An 18,956-nucleotide genomic window follows, 5' to 3' on the forward strand; every position below is an offset into this window, starting at 1 on the left:
GAGCGAAACATTAAAAGAATTTTCAACACAATTTAGAAAATATAAGAACATGAGTAAAATTATTGGAATTGACTTAGGAACAACCAACTCTTGTGTTTCGGTGATGGAAGGTAACGAACCTGTAGTTATACCAAACGCAGAGGGTAAGCGAACTACACCATCTGTGATTGCTTTTGTTGAAGGAGGCGAAATAAAAGTTGGTGATCCTGCAAAGCGTCAAGCTGTAACAAACCCGCATAAGACTATTTATTCGATCAAGCGTTTTATGGGGAATAAGTTTGATGAATCAAAGAAAGAAGTAGCGCGTGTACCGTATAAGGTAGTTAATGGAGATAATACGCCAAGAGTAGACATTGATGGTCGTTTATATACACCACAGGAGTTATCGGCTATGATTCTTCAAAAAATGAAGAAGACTGCAGAAGACTATCTTGGTCAGGATGTAAGTGAAGCTGTTATTACAGTTCCTGCATATTTTAATGACTCACAGCGTCAGGCTACAAAAGAAGCAGGTGAAATTGCAGGATTAAAAGTACGCCGTATTATTAACGAGCCGACTGCAGCTGCTTTAGCCTATGGTTTAGATAAGAAATCAACGGATCAAAAGATTGTAGTTTTTGACTTTGGTGGAGGTACGCATGACGTTTCTATCCTCGAATTGGGAGATGGTGTATTTGAAGTACTTTCTACTGACGGAGATACCCACTTAGGTGGAGATGATGTAGATGAAACTATTATCAATTGGTTGGCAGAAGAGTTTAAAGCAGAAGAAGATATAGATTTAAGAAAAGATCCGATGGCGCTTCAACGTTTGAAAGAAGCTGCGGAAAAAGCTAAAATTGAGCTTTCTTCTTCATCTCAAACTGAAATTAACTTGCCATATGTAACTGCTACGGCTTCGGGACCAAAACACCTGGTAAAGACATTAACACGATCTAAATTCGAACAATTAATCGATGAAATCGTAAAAAGAACTATTAAGCCTTGTGAATCTGCTCTGAAAAGTGCAGGTATCTCCACTAATGATATTGATGAAGTTATTTTGGTTGGTGGATCTACTCGTATTCCAGCAGTTCAAAAGGCAGTTGAAGACTTCTTCGGTAAAAAGCCTTCTAAAGGAGTTAACCCAGACGAGGTAGTTGCTGTAGGTGCTGCTATTCAGGGAGGGGTATTAACTGGAGATGTTAAAGACGTATTGTTATTGGATGTTACTCCGCTTTCATTAGGTATTGAGACTATGGGAGGTGTAATGACTAAACTTATTGAGGCAAATACGACGATACCTTCAAAAAAATCTCAGGTATTCTCAACTGCAGCGGACAATCAGCCTTCGGTAGAAATACATGTGATACAGGGTGAACGTCCAATGGCACAAGATAATAAGACTATCGGGCGATTCCACCTGGATGGTATTCCACCAGCACCAAGAGGTGTTCCTCAAATTGAAGTAACATTTGATATTGATGCTAACGGTATCATTCACGTAACCGCTCAGGATAAGGCTACCGGTAAGAAACAGGATATTAGAATCGAGGCTTCATCTGGATTAACAGAAGAGGAAATCGAAAAAATGAAGCAAGAAGCTGAAGCTAACGCAGAAGCTGACAAGGCTGCTAAGGAAAAAGTAGATAAGCTGAATGAGGCAGATGCAATGATTTTCCAAACGGATAAGCAATTAAAAGACTTCGGAGATAAGCTTTCTGATGATAAGAAGAAGCCAATTGAAGATGCTTTAGAAGAATTGAAAAAAGCTTATGAGTCTAAGGATGTTGAAACCATCCAGCCAGCTTTGGATAAAATAAATGAAGCCTGGAAAAATGCTTCTGAAGAGTTGTATAAAGCTCAGGCAGAATCACAACAGGCTGAAGGTGGTGCTCAACAAGGCCCATCAGCAGGAGCAGCTTCTGGATCTAAAGAATCAGATGATGTTCAGGATGTAGATTTTGAGGAAGTAAAATAAATTTCTTCCATCTTATAAAAAAAAGCGACCTCAGGGTCGCTTTTTTTATGTTTTTAGATTGATTAAATGATATTCCCGTAGGTGTCGACTACTAAATTTTTCTTTTGATTATCCTTACGTAGTTGAATTCTATATTGTTTTTTGGTGTCCTTGTCTACATAATATGAAACCAAGTAAATATCTTTATGTAACGTCCATCCCGGATATTTCTGATATACAGAATTTCTTATAGCCGGAGGTAATAGTACATTTTTGAATTTCTCATAAGATCTTACAATTTTACCCTCTTCATCAAAAGTGGCAATAATCATACTATTAGTATGCTCGAAAAACACTTTATACGAATCGTATTCATCATCAAATAGGTCAGATTCTGTAATGTCATAACTGGCAACTTTGTGCTGCATGTCTTTAACATTCTCCGGAGAGTTATTGTCTAATACATCTTTTAAATAAGTGGTGTTTATTGGTGTTGCCGATACGGTAACACTTTCCAGTTCAACTTGTCCTACCTGAGAATATCCTACGTTTATAAAGGCCATAGCTAGTATAGCCATCAACATCTTTTTCATAATGATATGTTTTAATGGTTAAAAATAATGTTAAGCTAGAGGAGGGAATAGCACTTTATTAATACTGCTGATCATTAGTATTTTGCTACTTAAATTTACGAATTTAAGGGTTCAAGTTTTGCTACTTAGGTATCAGATCTGGCTATTTTGTGAAAAGTTTTAGAAAATAGGATCATTTTCATAATAAAATCTAAAACAAGCCTATTTGTTAGATTCTGTTATTTTAATGAGAGCTTCAATGTTATTGATTGTAATGTGTTTTCTTGTAATATCAATGATACCTTCTTCTCTTAAATGTTGCAGTTGTCTGTTAACGACAGCTCTTGTAGTTCCAATCATTCCAGCAAGTTCATCATGAGATAAATCACTGATTCCATCAATGGTATTGGATTTTTTATTCGAATGGTTCAGTAATAGTTTCGCTAATCTGGTAGAAGTGTCTTCGAGGCTAACATCAATGACATAATTTTCTAAGGTTCTGATTTGTTTTGTCAGGTATGTCAATAAATTTTGAGTGAAGCCCGGATTCTTATCTATCCAGGTTTTCATATTTACTATAGGTATGCACAAGACTTTTAATTCGTCTAAAGTTTCATAGTAAACATGATGCTCTTGATTGTCTAATAGTGAAAGTACATCAAACATATCTCCTTTTCTTAACATGAATAAGGTTAAATGCCTGTTGTTGGATCCGTTTGTCTTATATATTTTAAGTCTTCCGGATATGATAATGTGAAATTTGTAAAGTGCTCTTTTGCAGTCAATAATACAGGTTTTTTTAGGCCATTCTTCTGCCGATCCAAGCTGTAAAAGGTTGTTCAGTTCACTATCGCTTACTGTGTTTAGGAGTGGGTTCTCTCTTAGAGAATCTAGATATTTCTGATATGTTTTAAAACCACTTTCCATATACCACATAAAAATTACTTATAACATGAAAGGTTATGTGAGAATTTGGGTATTGTTTGAGGGCTCTGTTACGTCTTAATACAAATAGACCTATGTTATTTGGAAAGTATTACTTAAATATACGAAAAAATAAGGCTTGTAATGGCAAAATGTATATTAGGTTGCGTTAGGTCTTTAAAATAAGTCGTTGGATATGACAAAAAATTTAACAATGATGCGGATATTTGTAGTGATTAAATAATATCAATGATCTAATGGATTTTAATAAAGAAGAAATACTAGCTAAATGCAATGCGATATGTGAAAACACCCTAATGGAAACATTGGAGATAGTGTATACGGATGTTGGTGATGATTTTCTGGAGGCCAAGATGCCAGTTAATCATAGAGTGCATCAGCCTGATGGAGTACTGCATGGAGGTGCCATGGTAGCATTAGCAGAAAGTGTGGGTAGTGCGGCTTCAATGGTGTTTCTGAACTCTAAAGATTTTTTTATCAGAGGTATTGAAATTTCAGCTAATCATGTGAAAAGTGTTAAAGAGGGTGATGTTTATGCAAGAGCAACTGTTCTTCATAAGGGTAGGACCACTCAACTTTGGAACATCCAGATTAGAGACGGCAATGAAAATTTAATTTCTGTGGTAAAATTAACAACGATCGCATTACCTAAAAAGTAAGGATGATTAGCAATCAAGATCTCTTTAATAAAATACAGCTTCAATTTGATAGACAGCTTCCTTTTGTTGTTTTCAGAGAACCTTTAGGGAAAACGCTGACCTTAGTTTTGCAGGATACGGATACCCTTGAGCGTTTAAATTCTTTTGAAAAAGAGGGGTTTGTTTTTGCTCCTTTTGATCATTCAAAAAAAGGTGTACTGTTACATCCGGATACTATTTACGTGTCAGAATATCATGGGTTGAGTGATTCGATGTTTTCCGGATACCAGAAGGCTGTGGAGGATTCGGGAAAAGAGAATCATGTTAATTTGGTGTCCATGGGGATCGATAAAATTAAGGATGGTTTATTTAGTAAAGTAGTGCTTTCAAGATTTCAGGAGGTACCATCCAATGATTTAAAGCCACTTGAGGTTTATAACCGGCTACTCAATAGATATAGAAATGCTTTTGCCTACTTTTGGTATCATCCAAAGGTAGGGATGTGGATGGGAGCAACTCCTGAAACTTTAATTGATATCAAGGGTCAGCATTTTAAAACCATGGCCTTAGCAGGTACTCAAAAGTATAATGATTCTGAGGAGGTATGCTGGGGACAAAAGGAATTGGATGAGCAAAAAATTGTAACGGATTTCATTCTGGAAAGTCTAGCTGGTTTATCTGACGACCTTGAGGTGTCTGAGGTGACAACTATCAGGGCTGGAAATTTATTGCATTTGAAAACAGACATTAGAGGAGAATTGAATAAGAGTTTTGATGTAAAAGATTTGATAGAAACATTACATCCGACACCTGCCGTTTGTGGTTATCCTAAAGATCAATCCAATCGCTTTATTTTACAACATGAAAATTACGATCGGAAGTTTTATACCGGATACTTGGGCTATTTCAATGGGCAAGAAGAACGTTCTTCATTTTATGTAAATCTCCGATGTATGCAGCTTTTTGAGGATAAAGCAGTTATATATGTAGGGGGAGGGATTACTCAGGATTCTGACCCTGTTTCAGAATGGGAAGAAACAGTTAATAAAAGCCAAACCATGTTGAATGCACTTGGATAAATAAGTTTTCATTTCCTTCGGTTATCCTATCATTATTGAGTATTTTTACGCGGCAAATGAGACTTCATAGTACATGAAATATTCTAATATTCCAGCTGCTCAACTTATCGTGCAGCTTTGTAAGCAAAAGAACATTCAACATATAGTAATATCTCCAGGTAGTAGGAATGCTCCATTAACAATTGGTTTTTCGGAAGATCCTTTTTTTAACACCTATAGTATTGTCGATGAGCGGTGTGCTGCCTTTTTTGCGATGGGTATTGCTCAACAAATAGGAAGACCGACTGCTGTTATTTGTACTTCAGGGTCTGCTTTGTTAAACTATTATCCTGCCGTGGCAGAAGCTTTTTATAGTGATATTCCATTAATGGTAATATCGGCAGACCGTCCGGTATATTCTATAGATATAGGAGATGGACAGACGATTCGCCAGAAAAATGTTTTTGAAAACCACATTTTGTATAATGCTAATTTAAAGCAAGATATTCGTAAAGAGGGGACTGTGGTTTTTGGGGATGGAAAACTTCAACCCGAAATTATGAATGCGTTAAGTTCCGGGAATCTTCAGAATGGAATTCAACATTACAATAGTTTTGAAGTAAATAAGGCTATTAATATTGCTATTGGTAAAAAGGGGCCGGTTCACATAAATGTGCCATTTGAAGAGCCTTTATATCAGATGATAGAGCGTCCAACGGTTGCCATAAATCCAGATCATTTAAAAGATGAAAATTTCGATAGCGATAATGAGGAGCTTTCGGCTTATGTTGATGTTTGGAATGCCTCTGAAAGAAAAATGATATTAGTTGGGGTGAACCCACCAAACGCTATAGAACAAAGGTTATTAAATATCCTTGGAAAAGATGATTCCGTTATAGTCTTTACTGAAACAACGTCAAATCTAAGTCATGAAAAATTTTTTCCGGGAATAGATAAGATCATAGCCCCTATAGAAAAAGATGTGAATAGCGAACAATTATTTGCTGAATTAAAACCTGATGTTCTGTTAACCTTTGGTGGAATGGTGGTATCCAAGAAAATTAAAGCATTTTTACGTAAATATCAGCCAAATCACCATTGGCATGTTGATACCAAAAAGGCCTATGATACCTTCAAGTGTTTGGGTAAACATTTTCAAACCACTCCTAATGAATTTTTGGAATCATTTTTACCTCAAACCAAATCGGTTAAAAGCGAATATCATCCTCATTGGTTCAAGGTACAAAACTATAGAAGAAAAAAGCATAAAGAATATTTAAGTGAAATTCCGTTTACGGATTTCAAAGCTTTTGATCAATTGCTAACTGCAATCCCCGACAATTATCAATTGCAATTAAGTAATAGTTCTACCATTCGTTATGCACAGTTATTTGAAATAAATGAAAGGACTACTGTGTTTTGTAACAGAGGTACCAGTGGAATTGACGGAAGTACTTCAACGGCTATTGGTGCTGCGACAGTTGCAGATGAACCCACCCTTTTAATTTCTGGTGATCTGAGTTTCTTTTATGATAGTAATGCATTATGGAATAATTATATCAAAAACACTTTTCGTATTATTGTAATTAATAATTCTGGAGGAGGTATTTTTAGAATTCTTCCAGGGCATAAGAATACGGATAATTTTGATACTTATTTTGAAACCAAGCATAATTTGCAGGCAGATCATCTATGTGAAATGTATGGTTTTGAGTATTTAAAAGCTGAAAATGCATCGGAAGTTGAAGAAGGCTTGAGTACCTTTTTCAATTCAAGCGATAAACCTAAATTGTTAGAAATATTTACACCAAGGCAGCTCAATGATGAAGTTTTGTTGAAGTATTTCGAGTTTTTAAACCAAAAGTAGGTTTTGACCTGCTTGTATAAGACAATATATTATGATTAAAATTGGAGAATATAATACGCTCGAAATATTACGACTTACTTCTGTAGGGTTATTTTTGGGAGATGAAGAGGAGAATGATATCCTATTGCCTAATAAATATGTTCCGGAAAATTATGAGATCGGTGATAAGCTGAAGGTTTTCTGTTACCTGGACCATGATGAACGTCCGGTAGCGACCACCTTAAAACCTAAAATAATCTTGAATAATTTTGCTTTACTTCAAGCCGTGGAGGTGAATGAAATAGGTGCATTTATGGATTGGGGTCTTGAAAAACATTTGTTTGTGCCTTACCGTGAGCAAGCCCGTAAAATGGAGAAAGGGAAATGGTATTTGGTGTATTTATACATGGATGAGGAGACAGATAGACTGGTTGCTTCGAGTAAGACGAATAATTTTATTTCGAATGAAGAATTATCCGTTGAAAAGTTTGAAGAAGTAGATTTGATAGTTTCAAGACATACAGAAATGGGTGTGGAGGTTATCGTCAATCAAAGGCACAAAGGTCTGGTTTATGAAAATGAAATCTATAGTGATTTGCATTTGGGAGACCGTTTGAAGGGGGTTGTGAAAAAAATAAGAGATGATCACAAAATTGATATTTCTTTACAACAGATTGGTTATAAGAATATAGAACCTACTGCGCAAAAAATACTAAAGGAACTAGAGGATAATAACGGTTTTCTTGGTTTACATGATAAAAGCGATGCTGATTTAATAAAAGAGATGTTGGGAATGAGTAAAAAGAGTTTTAAGAAGGCCATTGGATCCTTATACAAGCAAAAACTCATTCAGATTAAAGAAGACGGTATTTATTTAAACAAATAAAGGAAAGGATTTAATAAAAATAATAGCATATGAGTTCACCAAATTGGAGAATAATAGAGGGTTATGAAGATATAACTTATAAGAAATGTGATGGTGTAGCCCGGATAGCATTTAACAGGCCTAATGTAAGAAATGCATTTAGACCAAAAACAACGGCTGAGTTGTATAAGGCATTTTACGATGCCAATGAAGATACCAGTATCGGTGTTGTTTTATTATCTGCTGAAGGACCATCAACCAAGGATGGTGTTTGGTCATTTTGTAGTGGAGGGGATCAAAAAGCCAGGGGTAAACAAGGTTATGTAGGCGATGATGGATATCATCGTTTAAACATACTTGAAGTTCAGCGTTTGATTCGTTTTATGCCAAAAGCGGTTATTGCTGTAGTTCCCGGATGGGCTGTAGGAGGTGGACATAGCTTGCACGTAGTTTGCGATTTGACTCTTGCCAGTAAGGAGCATGCTATTTTTAAACAGACTGATGCGGATGTAACTAGTTTTGATGGTGGTTATGGATCGGCATATTTGGCAAAGATGGTAGGGCAGAAAAAAGCAAGAGAGATTTTCTTTTTAGGAAGAAACTATTCAGCTCAAGAGGCCTACGAAATGGGAATGGTAAATGCTGTTATACCTCATGATGAGTTGGAGTCAACAGCTTATGAATGGGCACAGGAAATTTTAGCAAAATCTCCAATTTCTATCAAAATGTTGAAGTTTGCCATGAACCTTACTGATGACGGTATGGTAGGGCAGCAAGTGTTTGCAGGAGAAGCTACGCGTTTAGCATATATGACAGATGAAGCAAAAGAAGGGCGTAATGCATTCTTAGAAAAGCGTAAACCAAACTTTGATAAAAAGTGGATTCCTTAATAAAAGGAACTTACGGAGATTATAATAATTAATAAACTTTTTATGTCGGGTAAAACAAAGGCTTTTATAGCTGCTGCACGTTTGCGAACACTTCCTTTGTCTTTGTCAGGAATCATCGTTGGAACCGGATTAGCTGCGGCTGATGGATATTTTAGTTGGCAAATTTTTGTTTTGGCTTTACTGACCACGGTTGGATTTCAGGTGCTGTCAAATTTTGCAAATGATTATGGAGATGGTGTAAAGGGAACTGATGCAAACCGAGTAGGAGAAAAGCGGTTGGTAGCTAGTGGATTAATTACTCCAAAGCAGATGAAGAGCGCTGTCATTCTCACTACTGTTATTACTTTAGTGATTGCACTAATGTTAATTTATGCGGCATTTGGAAGTGAACATTTCTTCTTGTCTTTTATTTTCTTTATTCTGGGAATTGCTTGTATTGTAGCTGCAATTAAATATACTGTTGGTAAATCTGCTTATGGATATTCAGGTTTTGGAGATATTTTTGTTTTTATTTTTTTTGGTTTGGTTAGTGTGGCAGGCTCTTATTTTCTTTATGCTAAAGCCCTGGATTTGACGATTTTTTTACCTGCACTGACCATCGGTCTTTTGAGTGTTGGAGTTCTAAATCTCAATAATATGAGAGATCGTGAGACTGATATCCAAACGGGTAAAAACACGATGGTGGTAAAAATAGGGGCAGAATTTGCAAAGTATTATCATTACTACCTTTTAATATCAGCCATGTTCTTTAGTTTAATTTTTGTTGTTCTAACTTATAAAGGCCCTTTGAATTTACTTTTTATAATAGCTTTTTTCCCACTTGTGAAGCATTTGGTTACGGTTTATAAAAATGATGAACCGCAAGAGTTAGATCCTGAGCTAAAAAAATTGGCACTCGGTACTTTTTTATTTTCTGTGTTATTTACGTTAGGACAAATTTTGTAAATTCAAGAAAAATAAAACCTTAATTTAAAAACAATCTTTGTAGATGAAAATTACATTTTACGGTCATGCTTGTTTGGGGATTACAATTGGAGATATTAATGTCCTGGTGGATCCGTTTATAACTGGAAATGAAAAAGCCTCACATATTGATATAGACAAAATATCAGCGGATTATATTTTATTAACACATGCACATCAAGATCACATACTTGATGTAGAAGCTATCGCCAAAAGGACTAATGCGGTGATCGTTTCAAATTTTGAAATAGCTGCGTATTATGGTAAAAAAGGTTTTGATCATCACCCTATGAACCATGGTGGTACATGGGATTTTGAGTTTGGAAAGGTAAAATATGTTCCGGCTATTCATACTTCTTCTTTTCCAGACGGTAGTTATGGTGGTCAACCCGGAGGGTTTGTGATTGAAGGAGAACATAAAAATATATATATCGCAGGTGATACTTCATTAACTATGGATATGAAGTTAATACCAATGTTCACTAAATTAGACTTAGCTATTTTGCCTATAGGAGATAACTTTACAATGGGTGTTGATGAGGCGATCAAGGCTTCCGATTTCGTTGAATGTGATAAGATAATGGGATATCATTATGACACATTTGGATATATTGAAATAGATCATGAAGAAGCGAAGCGTAAATTCTTTGATAGTGATAAAGATTTGATGTTGCTTGAGATTGGCGAAAGCATCGAACTTTAAATAATTGAAGAAATTATCCATGAAAGCAACCTACCACAAGTATATTCTTGATTTTAAAAAACCAAGCGGGACCTCAAGAGGTGTTCTTACCCAGAAAGAAACCTGGTTTATTATTTTAGAAGAAGATGGTAAAAGAGGAATTGGCGAGTGTGGTATACTCAGATCTTTGAGTATCGACGATAAACCCAATTATGAGGACCGACTCAAGTGGGTTTGTGATCATATTCATCTTGGTAAAAAGACATTAATTCACAAGCTAAAACACTATCCATCAATTCAATTTGGCTTAGAGCAGGCTTTTTTATCTCTTGAAAGTCAAAATGAATTTTTGTTATATCCTTCAGACTTTACAAGTGGTAAGGATTCTATCGAAATAAACGGATTAATTTGGATGGGGGAGGCTTCTTTTATGAAGCGACAGATAAAAGAAAAGCTCCATCAGGGTTTTCGATGCATAAAGATGAAGATAGGAGCCATTGATTTTGAAACAGAAATTAATCTTTTAAGAGCCATTCGTAAAGAGTTTTCATCTAATGAAATAGAGTTAAGAGTTGATGCTAATGGCGCTTTTTTACCTGATGAGGCTCTCGAAAAATTAAAGTGCCTTTCAGAATTTGAACTTCACTCTATAGAACAGCCCATAAAGCAAGGTCAATTTCAGGACATGGCTAGACTTTGCGAATTATCGCCATTACCAATAGCCCTTGATGAAGAATTAATAGGAGTCTTTGATGTAACAGAGAAGGAGGAGTTATTACAAGTTATAAAACCGCATTATATTATTTTGAAGCCAAGTTTGGTGGGAGGATATGGGGGTAGTACTGACTGGATTGATCTGGCGGATAAAATGGATATAGGTTGGTGGATAACGAGTGCGTTAGAAAGTAATATCGGTCTTAATGCCATTGCTCAATGGACCTATACTTTGAATAGTAAAATGCCTCAGGGACTTGGAACAGGTGGATTGTACACCAATAACATCGATGCCCCGTTGGAGGTTAAGAATGGTGCTTTGCATTATAACAGGAAGGTAGATTGGAATTTTAATTTATAATAAGAACATGTATATAGAACAAGGTTATAAAGGGAACATAGGTTTATGGAAATATTGGGTACTTCCAGTATGCTTTATCGGGTTTATTATTTTTAACTACATCAGTACAGTTAATTCGCCGGTGAGTGTAGAGGCTATGCTTCAGAGTATGATCGACAAACTCGGATCAAACATTGTTCTTATTATATTGTTGGCGCCATTGGCGGTTGGACTATTTGTTGTTTGGGGTTGGGTAAAGCTGGTACACGAACAATCGATCACTTCGCTTACCACTTCAAGAAGGAAGGTTGATTGGAAACGAATTTTCTTCGCTTTTATTCTTTGGGGAAGTATATCTTCCGGAATGATAGGTGTTGATTATTTTTTAAATCCCGAAAATTATCAGTTAAATTTTAATTTAGTTCCGTTTTTAATATTGAGTCTTATCAGTATTGTTTTAATTCCCCTTCAAACGAGTTTTGAAGAATATATGTTTAGAGGTTACATGATGCAGGGTATAGGACTTATGGTTAAAAATCGATGGGTTCCCTTATTTGTAACTTCTATTTTGTTTGGTTTAATGCATTTGGGGAATCCGGAGGTGGAAAAGCTCGGCTTTGGTATCATGGTATATTATATAGGTACCGGCTTCTTTTTGGGAATAATTACTTTAATGGATGAAGGATTAGAGCTTGCCTTAGGGTTTCATGCTGCTAATAATTTATTTACAGCCTTGTTGGTTACTGCTGATTGGACTGCTTTTCAAACAAATTCGGTTTTAAAGGATGTTTCTGAACCTGTATTGGGTTTTGATGTATTATTTCCGGTTTTTATAATCTTCCCGATATTGATCTTTATTTTTTCTAAAAAGTATCATTGGAGTGATTGGAGGGCTAAGCTTTTTGGGGAAATAACAGCTGTTGAACCCTAAATAATGATGAATGAATATTTATGAAATTATTGGCTGGATAGGCTCATTTTTTTATCTCGTTGCCTATGTGCTTCTGAGCTTTAACAAAATAAGGCCGGACAGATTGCCATACCAGGTTATGAATGTATTGGGAGGTTTATGTTTGGTAATATGTGCCTATGATACCAAAGATCGTCCTAATTTCTTTACCAATCTTGTATGGATGATTATAGGTTTTATGGCAATACTAATGATTTTAAAAAAAAAGAAAAGATCTTGATTTAGACCTTTTCATTAATTTTAAGCATTTCCAGCGCTGCTTTTTTATATCGCTTTATCTTTTCTTCATATACTGGGGTTGAAGCATCATATAAAGAAAGATAGTAGTAGGAGCCTTCTACTAAAATAAAAATAAGTTCTGCTGTTTCTTTGGCATTTTCAACTTCTACAACGTTATCCGTTTGAGCTTCTTTAATGACTTCAGTTAGATAGTTTCTTAATGATTGATGCATGTTTTTATAAGCTTCCTGTATTGCTTTATTTCTAAAAACCAGAGCAAAGCTGCTATAAAACACACCATCATCTATAAGGGAGTTCCATTCCCTTGAAAACAGGTTGTTAATAGTACTTATCAGTTTTGTACGGCTATCTCCTGAATGGTTAGGATTATATAAGGACTTATAGTTATCCAGAATATAATTGATTAGTCCAAATATTAACTCATCCTTAGAGTTAAAATAATGGAGAATAAGGCTATTATTTACATCAAGTTCTTTAGCCACTTTAGCTACTGATGTATTTTCCAGGCCTTCTTTTTTGGCAACATTATAAAAGGCTTCTATAATCTCTTTTTGTCTTTCTTTTTTTAAACTTTTTCTACCCATTATGCAAACATAGTTAATATTTAGTTAACAAAAATAATACAAAGATTTTAAATTGATTGACCATTCAATCAAAATATTTTAATACTTTAGCATTCCATTAACGATAACCTAATTAATAATTAAAAGTAATTAAATGAAAGCTTTAAACTTGTTTAATGTTGTGAGTAACAAGGCAGGTGGTTGTTTTTTAAAAAGGAATGAAATAGGCAAAAATCTATTATTATTTACATTTTTAATTCTTAGCCACGTTGTTTTTGCGCAAGAAAAATTGGTAACTGGAACTGTTACCGATATTGAAACAGAACAGCCATTACCAGGCGCTACTGTTATGTTAAAAGGTACCACTACAGGTCAGGTTACTGATTTTGATGGTAAATTTTCAATTGCAGTACCTTCTTCTGAATCGATTTTAGTAATATCCTATGTTGGGTTTAAAACGACAGAGGTAAAAGTAGGGGGGCAAAATACCTTAAACGTGAAACTTCAAGTCGAAGCCAGTGCCTTGGATGAAGTTGTGGTTACTGCTTTGGGGATTCAAAAAGAAACTAAGGCTCTTGGGTATTCAGTTCAAGAGGTTGAAGGGGAGTCACTTGTTAAGGCAAGAGAACCTAATGTGGTAAACTCTTTAACAGGTAAAGTTGCCGGTTTAGTTATTAGTAATAGTACTGAATTATTTCAGGATCCCGGAATTTCATTAAGGGGAAGACGTCCCTTAATTGTTATTGACGGAGTACCAAGTACTGATAATGATCTTTGGAAGGTTAATGCCGATGATATTGAAGATATAAGTGTGTTAAAAGGAGCTACGGCTTCTGCACTCTATGGTTCTATTGGTCGAGGTGGAGCTATGATGATAACCACAAAAAGAGGTAAACAGGGAAAGGCATCTATTGATTATAATGTGAGTGTCATGTTTCAACCTGATTTTATCCGTATTCCTGAAGTACAGAGTACTTATGGGAATGGTAATAATGGAGTATATGAATATGTAAACGGTTCTGGTTCTGGTTCTGAAGGAGCAGGTTGGATTTGGGGGCCTAAATTAGATCAATTAGATCCTTCTACTCCGAGCGGTTATTGGGAGACCCCTCAGTTTAACAGTCCAATTGATCCAGTTACAGGGGAACGTATTCCTATTCCTTTTCTATCACGAGGTAAGGACAACGTAAAGAACTTTTTTGAAACGGGGATGATCGTTACAAATAATTTATCAGTAAGTGGAGGAACTGAAAAAAGTAACTTTAGAGTTTCAGCATCACATATTTACCAAAAGGGAATTGTACCTAATACAGATTTAAAGAACTCTTCATTTGGTGTATCCGGAGGTTATAAAATAACCGACCGTTTAAATGTTGACGCTTCTTTAACCTATAACAGACAGTATACGAGTAACTTTCCTGATGTTGGATACGGACCGTTCAATTACTTATATAATTTAGTTTTATGGACAGGACCAGATGTCGATGTACGGGATCTTAAAAATTATTGGGTAGAAGGACAAGAAGGAGTGCAACAACGCCACTTTAATAAATCTTGGTATAACAACCCTTATTTTATAGCTTATGAAGCTTTAAAAGGATATTATAAGGACAATAGCTTTGGACAAATACGTTTAAATTATGAAGCTACTGATGACTTAAACTTTAGTTTGAGATCTGGATTTAATTCCTCAAATGTTAATAGAGATTGGAAAAGGCCAAAAAGTTTCATTGGCTATGGAGATGTATCCTTAGGAAATTATTCGGTTGCTAATAACAATGAATTCAGCATTAATACGGATTTATTAGCAAGTTATAATAAAGAAATATCTGAAGATTTTGTTGTTACAGCTACTGCTGGTGCATCCAACAGATATAAGTCATGGCGAAACATGAATGTAGGCACTGATGGGCTTACAATTCCTGAATTTTATAATATTGACAATTCTATAAACCCAATAAGTGGAGGGAACTGGAATGGAGAAGAACAGGTAAATAGTGTTTATGCTACGCTAGATCTGGAGCTCTTAAACTCCATGTATATTAATATTACAGGAAGAAATGACTGGGTTTCTACTTTGCCAGTTGCGAATAATTCCTTTTTCTATCCTTCCATGTCATTTTCAGTTGTACTTTCCGATTTATTGAATTTCGACGCAAGTGATCCATTTATTAAATTAAGAAGTTCTTGGGCTAATGTTGGTGATGGCGCTCTTCCAGGCGGTACCTATTCCCAATTACAAGCTTATGATACAGGAAGAACCTGGAATAATACACCATCCCTTTCTTATCCTGGAACACTCTTAAACCCTGATTTAGAACCTGCAAATTCAGATACTTATGAATATGGTTTAGACGTTAGGTTTTTTAATAACCGTTTAGGTCTTGATGTAGCATATTATACCATAACAGATACTAATAATATTGTTTCTATTCCGGTTTCGACAACTTCAGGATATGGTTCAAGGCTGATTAATGGAAATGTTTATAAAAGAAGGGGTGTAGAGCTCGTTTTATCAGCAACTCCAATAGAAACAGATAATTTCTCCTGGAATTTGGTATCTAACTGGAGTCATAGTTACAGGACCCTGGAAGAGGTATATGATGGTTCGGATAAGTTGAACAATATCAAGGTTGGAGAAAGAACTGACCAGATTTATAATTGGCAATATTTAACTACCCCGGGAGGTCAGCTTATTTATGGAAGTAATGGTATGCCTTTATGGGAACCGGTAGTTAGATACCGTGGTAATAATGATCCGGATTGGGTTTTTGGTCTTCAAAACACCTTTACCTATAAGAACTTCAAGTTAAGTGCTTCTCTTGATGGAAGAATTGGAGGTTTGATATATTCAAGTACCAATCAAAAAATGTGGTGGGGCGGAACTCATCCCGGTACTGTAAATGAGCATCGTGATGCTGCCAACAATGGTGAGTCGACCTACATTGGACCCGGAGTTGTGGTTGTTGAAGGAGATGTTGAATATGATGTAGAAGGGAATATACTAAATGATACACGAATTTATGCTCCTAATACCACCAAGGTTAATTATATCTCATGGATGAAAAATACCAGTAATGCACTATATGATCATTACTATGATGAAACTTTCATGAAACTAAGAGAAATCATTTTAACCTATAATGTTCCTAATGGCTTTGCCAATAAAATAGGATTTCAAAAAGCATCAGTTTCTTTAATCGGAAGAAATCTTGCGGTATGGTCAGATTTACCAAATGTCGATCCTGATCCGGGTTATGATCTTTTGCAAACACCATCTACAAGAAATATAGGTTTCAATGTTAACTTAACCTTTTAATTAGTTCAATAATAAAAAGATGAAAAATTTAAATATCATATTTAGCTTAATCTTGATCACCATATTTGTGGGATGCAAGGATTTTGAGGAATATCAAATTGATCCAAACAGGACGACTGAGGGTGACCCTGGTCTACTTTTAACTGGAATTCAAATAAGCAATCTGCAACAAGTAACTTTATCCGCAGCTTTGGCATGTAGACAAATGGTTTATACTGATGGGTCTTCTTCGGAACAATATTACGGTTGGCAACGATCTGGATTTGGGGCATACAATAGTCTCAGACAAGTTGTTAAAATGGAAGAAGAGGCCATGAAAATTGAGAACACTAATTATATAGCTTTAGGGAAATTTTTCAGAGCCTATATATTTTTAAGGTTAACGAATACCTTTGGGGATGTACCTTATTTTGACGCACTTCAGGGATCTGAAGGAAATTTCACTCCCAAATATGATAAGCAGGAAGATATATATCTAAGTATTCTTGATGACCTAAAAGCAGCCAATCAATTACTGAATGAAGACAATGGAATTATAAATGGAGATTTAGTGTATGAGGGATCTATTGAAAATTGGAAAAAAGCGATCAATTCTTTGAGTCTTCGAGTTTTAATTTCACTATCTAAAAAAGAAGGCAATACGAAATTAAATGTTGTAAATCGTTTTAAAGAGATTGTGGAGAATCCTTCGCTATATCCAATCTTTAATTCAAATCAAGATAATCTTCAATTGCCTTATTATAATTTAGAAGGTAATGAGTATCCTTACTTCAATAATAACAGCATTAAAACGGCCTATTATTTTGATGAGTCTTTTGTTGATTTACTTAAAAACTATGAAGATCCCAGGTTATTTACGCTTGCAGACAAAGAAGAAAATGGAAGTGATTTAGAGGAGACAGATTTTAATGCATATGGAGGATTCGATGGAAGTGCATTATTAGATGTCAATACCGGTAGATTAGCCAATGGAGAAGGCTCGCCAATTGATGAGCGATATTACAATGATCCAATAAATGAACCTTCCATTGCACTCGGATATGCGGAGGTTGCTTTTACACTGGCTGAGGCAGCAGCGCGCGGTTGGATTAATTTAGATCCGGCCGAACAATACTATAAAGGTATTGAAGCTTCTATGAAATTCTATGGTGTTGATAACCAGGACATAGAATCTTATTTACAAAATGCTGCAGTTCAGTATGTACCGCAACAGGGGATAGAAATGGTTATTACCCAAAAATACATATCATTCTTTATGAACTCAGGATGGGAACCATTCTACAATCAACGCAGAACAGGATTTCCTGAGTTTAAGACGAATGGAGGTGGTGTATTAAACAATGAAATCATACCTATGCGTTGGATGTATCCTCAAAGTGAAATTAATGAGAACCTTAATAATCTGGAATCGGCAGTAAACCGTCAATTTCCTGATGGTGATAATGTTAATGGAGAGATGTGGTTATTAAAACAAGAATAAAAAAAGTTCAAAAAAATGAAAAATCTTAGATTAATAATAGGCTTATTAGGTATTTTGGTAGTGTTAGCCTGTAGCGACGATGACACTATAAAAGATCCTATCTTTGAATTTATTTCCTTTCAGAATGAGTCGGTTACTATAAATGAAAATGGAGGAAGTATAGAACCAATACCGGTTGTTCTTAAGTTGATGGGATATGAACCTACGGAAGATATAAGAGTAGATTTATCCGTTACCAACACTAATGTTGAGGAAGGTATAGACTATGAATTATCTTCAAAATCATTAATTTTTAAAAGTGGAAGTTTTATCTCAGACACCTTATTCGTAAGTACCATCGACAATGAGATCGGGACTGACCTGGAAAGAAGTTTTGATATTCGTATTGAGAACATTAGCAAACCGGAAATAAAAGTAGGGTTAGGTATTGAAAATCCAACTAATGCTGTTATGAAGGTAGTTATAGCAGATGATGAATGTACAGAAACGATTTCTGTTTTTGACGGAGCACTAACGAATCAAACACCATGGGGAACACATGATATTAATGGATCGGTGAATGGTTCTGTTGTTACTTTAGTAGGGAACTTAATTACCTATTCACCATTTTCCAATGCAACTCTGGAGGTTACTTTAACACCGGATTTGGATGGAGGAACAAAGGGATCTGCAACGTTTGATGATTTTAATGCTGGTACGGATAGCGATGGATATGAATATCAGTTCAGACAGGTAGGGTCAGGTTCTTATGATGTTTGTTCAGGAGAAATACATATTGGTTTTGATGTGTATTATATGTCTGGCGGATCATGGGTTTATTGGTATACAACAAATAATACAATAACTCTTCAGTAACTTAAAAGTGAAGTTACTTTAGTTTAATTTGGTTGATCTAAATGAAGGGAGTTTAACTCCCTTCATTTTAATTTAAA

General features: G+C 35.4%; 17 protein-coding genes. 14 read left to right on the forward strand and 3 right to left on the reverse strand.

The annotated features are described in order from the left end of the window. The first annotated feature begins 49 nt into the window (after positions 1 to 49). Entirely contained in the window at positions 50 to 1,960 is a 1,911-nt protein-coding gene (dnaK, locus tag BM361_RS12040) for a molecular chaperone DnaK (RefSeq protein WP_074979108.1), read from the forward strand. A gap of 62 nt (positions 1,961 to 2,022) precedes the next feature. On the opposite strand, the gene BM361_RS12045 is transcribed toward dnaK, so the two are convergent. Together BM361_RS12045 and BM361_RS12050 are read right to left on the reverse strand one after the other, a co-directional pair. Next, positions 2,023 to 2,532 carry a hypothetical protein gene (locus tag BM361_RS12045; protein WP_051413424.1) on the reverse strand — a complete coding sequence of 170 codons (510 nt, stop codon included), beginning with the start codon at positions 2,530 to 2,532 and terminating at the stop codon, positions 2,023 to 2,025. 201 nt (positions 2,533 to 2,733) lie between these two features. Then, positions 2,734 to 3,447: a Crp/Fnr family transcriptional regulator gene (locus BM361_RS12050; RefSeq protein ID WP_083425940.1), complete on the reverse strand. Its 714-nt coding sequence runs from the start codon at positions 3,445 to 3,447 to the stop codon at positions 2,734 to 2,736. A gap of 245 nt (positions 3,448 to 3,692) precedes the next feature. Here BM361_RS12050 and BM361_RS12055 point away from each other — a divergent pair, with 245 nt between their 5' ends. From BM361_RS12055 to BM361_RS12100, 10 genes are all read left to right on the forward strand, one after another. Further along, complete coding sequence (locus BM361_RS12055) at positions 3,693 to 4,115, forward strand: PaaI family thioesterase (protein WP_038263349.1); 423 nt, start codon at positions 3,693 to 3,695, stop codon at positions 4,113 to 4,115. A gap of 2 nt (positions 4,116 to 4,117) precedes the next feature. Next, the gene (locus BM361_RS12060; protein WP_074979112.1) at positions 4,118 to 5,173 is read left to right on the forward strand and encodes an isochorismate synthase; all 1,056 of its coding nucleotides are present in this window, start codon (positions 4,118 to 4,120) and stop codon (positions 5,171 to 5,173) included. 73 nt (positions 5,174 to 5,246) lie between these two features. Next, positions 5,247 to 7,019 (forward strand): 2-succinyl-5-enolpyruvyl-6-hydroxy-3-cyclohexene-1-carboxylate synthase, encoded by a 1,773-nt coding sequence (gene menD / locus BM361_RS12065; RefSeq protein ID WP_074979113.1) that lies wholly within the window; start codon positions 5,247 to 5,249, stop codon positions 7,017 to 7,019. 31 nt (positions 7,020 to 7,050) lie between these two features. After that, positions 7,051 to 7,884 carry a CvfB family protein gene (locus BM361_RS12070; RefSeq protein ID WP_074979115.1) on the forward strand — a complete coding sequence of 278 codons (834 nt, stop codon included), beginning with the start codon at positions 7,051 to 7,053 and terminating at the stop codon, positions 7,882 to 7,884. Between the two features lie 29 nt (positions 7,885 to 7,913). Then, positions 7,914 to 8,753 (forward strand): 1,4-dihydroxy-2-naphthoyl-CoA synthase, encoded by an 840-nt coding sequence (locus tag BM361_RS12075; RefSeq protein ID WP_038263361.1) that lies wholly within the window; start codon positions 7,914 to 7,916, stop codon positions 8,751 to 8,753. A 42-nt stretch (positions 8,754 to 8,795) separates the two neighbouring features. After that, positions 8,796 to 9,698, forward strand: a complete 903-nt coding sequence (gene menA / locus BM361_RS12080) for a 1,4-dihydroxy-2-naphthoate octaprenyltransferase (protein WP_038263363.1) — start codon at positions 8,796 to 8,798, stop codon at positions 9,696 to 9,698. Positions 9,699 to 9,741: 43 nt separating this feature from the next. Beyond that, the gene (locus tag BM361_RS12085) at positions 9,742 to 10,419 is read left to right on the forward strand and encodes a metal-dependent hydrolase (RefSeq protein ID WP_074979117.1); all 678 of its coding nucleotides are present in this window, start codon (positions 9,742 to 9,744) and stop codon (positions 10,417 to 10,419) included. 19 nt (positions 10,420 to 10,438) lie between these two features. Beyond that, complete coding sequence (locus tag BM361_RS12090; protein ID WP_074979119.1) at positions 10,439 to 11,473, forward strand: o-succinylbenzoate synthase; 1,035 nt, start codon at positions 10,439 to 10,441, stop codon at positions 11,471 to 11,473. 7 nt (positions 11,474 to 11,480) lie between these two features. Next, the gene (locus BM361_RS12095; RefSeq protein ID WP_074979120.1) at positions 11,481 to 12,383 is read left to right on the forward strand and encodes a CPBP family intramembrane glutamic endopeptidase; all 903 of its coding nucleotides are present in this window, start codon (positions 11,481 to 11,483) and stop codon (positions 12,381 to 12,383) included. Positions 12,384 to 12,393: 10 nt separating this feature from the next. Next, a complete protein-coding gene (locus BM361_RS12100; protein WP_074979122.1) occupies positions 12,394 to 12,642 on the forward strand; it encodes a CBU_0592 family membrane protein in 249 nt (82 codons plus the stop codon). 1 nt (position 12,643) lies between these two features. Here BM361_RS12100 and BM361_RS12105 read toward each other — a convergent pair whose 3' ends face one another. After that, positions 12,644 to 13,246 (reverse strand): TetR family transcriptional regulator, encoded by a 603-nt coding sequence (locus BM361_RS12105; protein ID WP_038263376.1) that lies wholly within the window; start codon positions 13,244 to 13,246, stop codon positions 12,644 to 12,646. 133 nt (positions 13,247 to 13,379) lie between these two features. Between BM361_RS12105 and BM361_RS12110 the strand changes: the two genes are divergently transcribed. The 3 genes from BM361_RS12110 to BM361_RS12120 are packed head-to-tail and all read left to right on the forward strand — an operon-like array spanning position 13,380 to position 18,879. Further along, on the forward strand, positions 13,380 to 16,544 hold the full coding sequence (locus BM361_RS12110; protein WP_083425941.1) for a SusC/RagA family TonB-linked outer membrane protein: 3,165 nt from the start codon (positions 13,380 to 13,382) through the stop codon (positions 16,542 to 16,544). 19 nt (positions 16,545 to 16,563) lie between these two features. Further along, on the forward strand, positions 16,564 to 18,024 hold the full coding sequence (locus BM361_RS12115) for a SusD/RagB family nutrient-binding outer membrane lipoprotein (RefSeq protein WP_074979123.1): 1,461 nt from the start codon (positions 16,564 to 16,566) through the stop codon (positions 18,022 to 18,024). A gap of 15 nt (positions 18,025 to 18,039) precedes the next feature. Continuing rightward, positions 18,040 to 18,879, forward strand: coding sequence for a Calx-beta domain-containing protein (locus tag BM361_RS12120; RefSeq protein ID WP_074979125.1), 840 nt, complete (start codon positions 18,040 to 18,042; stop codon positions 18,877 to 18,879). The last annotated feature ends 77 nt before the right edge of the window (positions 18,880 to 18,956 follow it).

The sequence above is a fragment of the Zhouia amylolytica genome (genome assembly GCF_900116365.1).
GTDB classification, from domain to species: Bacteria; Bacteroidota; Bacteroidia; order Flavobacteriales; family Flavobacteriaceae; genus Zhouia; species Zhouia amylolytica.

Excerpts from the sequence above, each read along its gene's own strand:
- dnaK (WP_074979108.1), top strand. The coding sequence starts at position 50 with ATGAGTAAAATTATTGGAATTGACTTAGGAACAACCAACTCTTGTGTT.
- BM361_RS12045 (WP_051413424.1), bottom strand. The coding sequence starts at position 2,532 with ATGAAAAAGATGTTGATGGCTATACTAGCTATGGCCTTTATAAACGTA.
- BM361_RS12050 (WP_083425940.1), bottom strand. The coding sequence starts at position 3,447 with ATGTGGTATATGGAAAGTGGTTTTAAAACATATCAGAAATATCTAGAT.
- BM361_RS12055 (WP_038263349.1), top strand. The coding sequence starts at position 3,693 with ATGGATTTTAATAAAGAAGAAATACTAGCTAAATGCAATGCGATATGT.
- BM361_RS12060 (WP_074979112.1), top strand. The coding sequence starts at position 4,118 with ATGATTAGCAATCAAGATCTCTTTAATAAAATACAGCTTCAATTTGAT.
- menD (WP_074979113.1), top strand. The coding sequence starts at position 5,247 with ATGAAATATTCTAATATTCCAGCTGCTCAACTTATCGTGCAGCTTTGT.
- BM361_RS12070 (WP_074979115.1), top strand. The coding sequence starts at position 7,051 with ATGATTAAAATTGGAGAATATAATACGCTCGAAATATTACGACTTACT.
- BM361_RS12075 (WP_038263361.1), top strand. The coding sequence starts at position 7,914 with ATGAGTTCACCAAATTGGAGAATAATAGAGGGTTATGAAGATATAACT.
- menA (WP_038263363.1), top strand. The coding sequence starts at position 8,796 with ATGTCGGGTAAAACAAAGGCTTTTATAGCTGCTGCACGTTTGCGAACA.
- BM361_RS12085 (WP_074979117.1), top strand. The coding sequence starts at position 9,742 with ATGAAAATTACATTTTACGGTCATGCTTGTTTGGGGATTACAATTGGA.
- BM361_RS12090 (WP_074979119.1), top strand. The coding sequence starts at position 10,439 with ATGAAAGCAACCTACCACAAGTATATTCTTGATTTTAAAAAACCAAGC.
- BM361_RS12095 (WP_074979120.1), top strand. The coding sequence starts at position 11,481 with ATGTATATAGAACAAGGTTATAAAGGGAACATAGGTTTATGGAAATAT.
- BM361_RS12100 (WP_074979122.1), top strand. The coding sequence starts at position 12,394 with ATGAATATTTATGAAATTATTGGCTGGATAGGCTCATTTTTTTATCTC.
- BM361_RS12105 (WP_038263376.1), bottom strand. The coding sequence starts at position 13,246 with ATGGGTAGAAAAAGTTTAAAAAAAGAAAGACAAAAAGAGATTATAGAA.
- BM361_RS12110 (WP_083425941.1), top strand. The coding sequence starts at position 13,380 with ATGAAAGCTTTAAACTTGTTTAATGTTGTGAGTAACAAGGCAGGTGGT.
- BM361_RS12115 (WP_074979123.1), top strand. The coding sequence starts at position 16,564 with ATGAAAAATTTAAATATCATATTTAGCTTAATCTTGATCACCATATTT.
- BM361_RS12120 (WP_074979125.1), top strand. The coding sequence starts at position 18,040 with ATGAAAAATCTTAGATTAATAATAGGCTTATTAGGTATTTTGGTAGTG.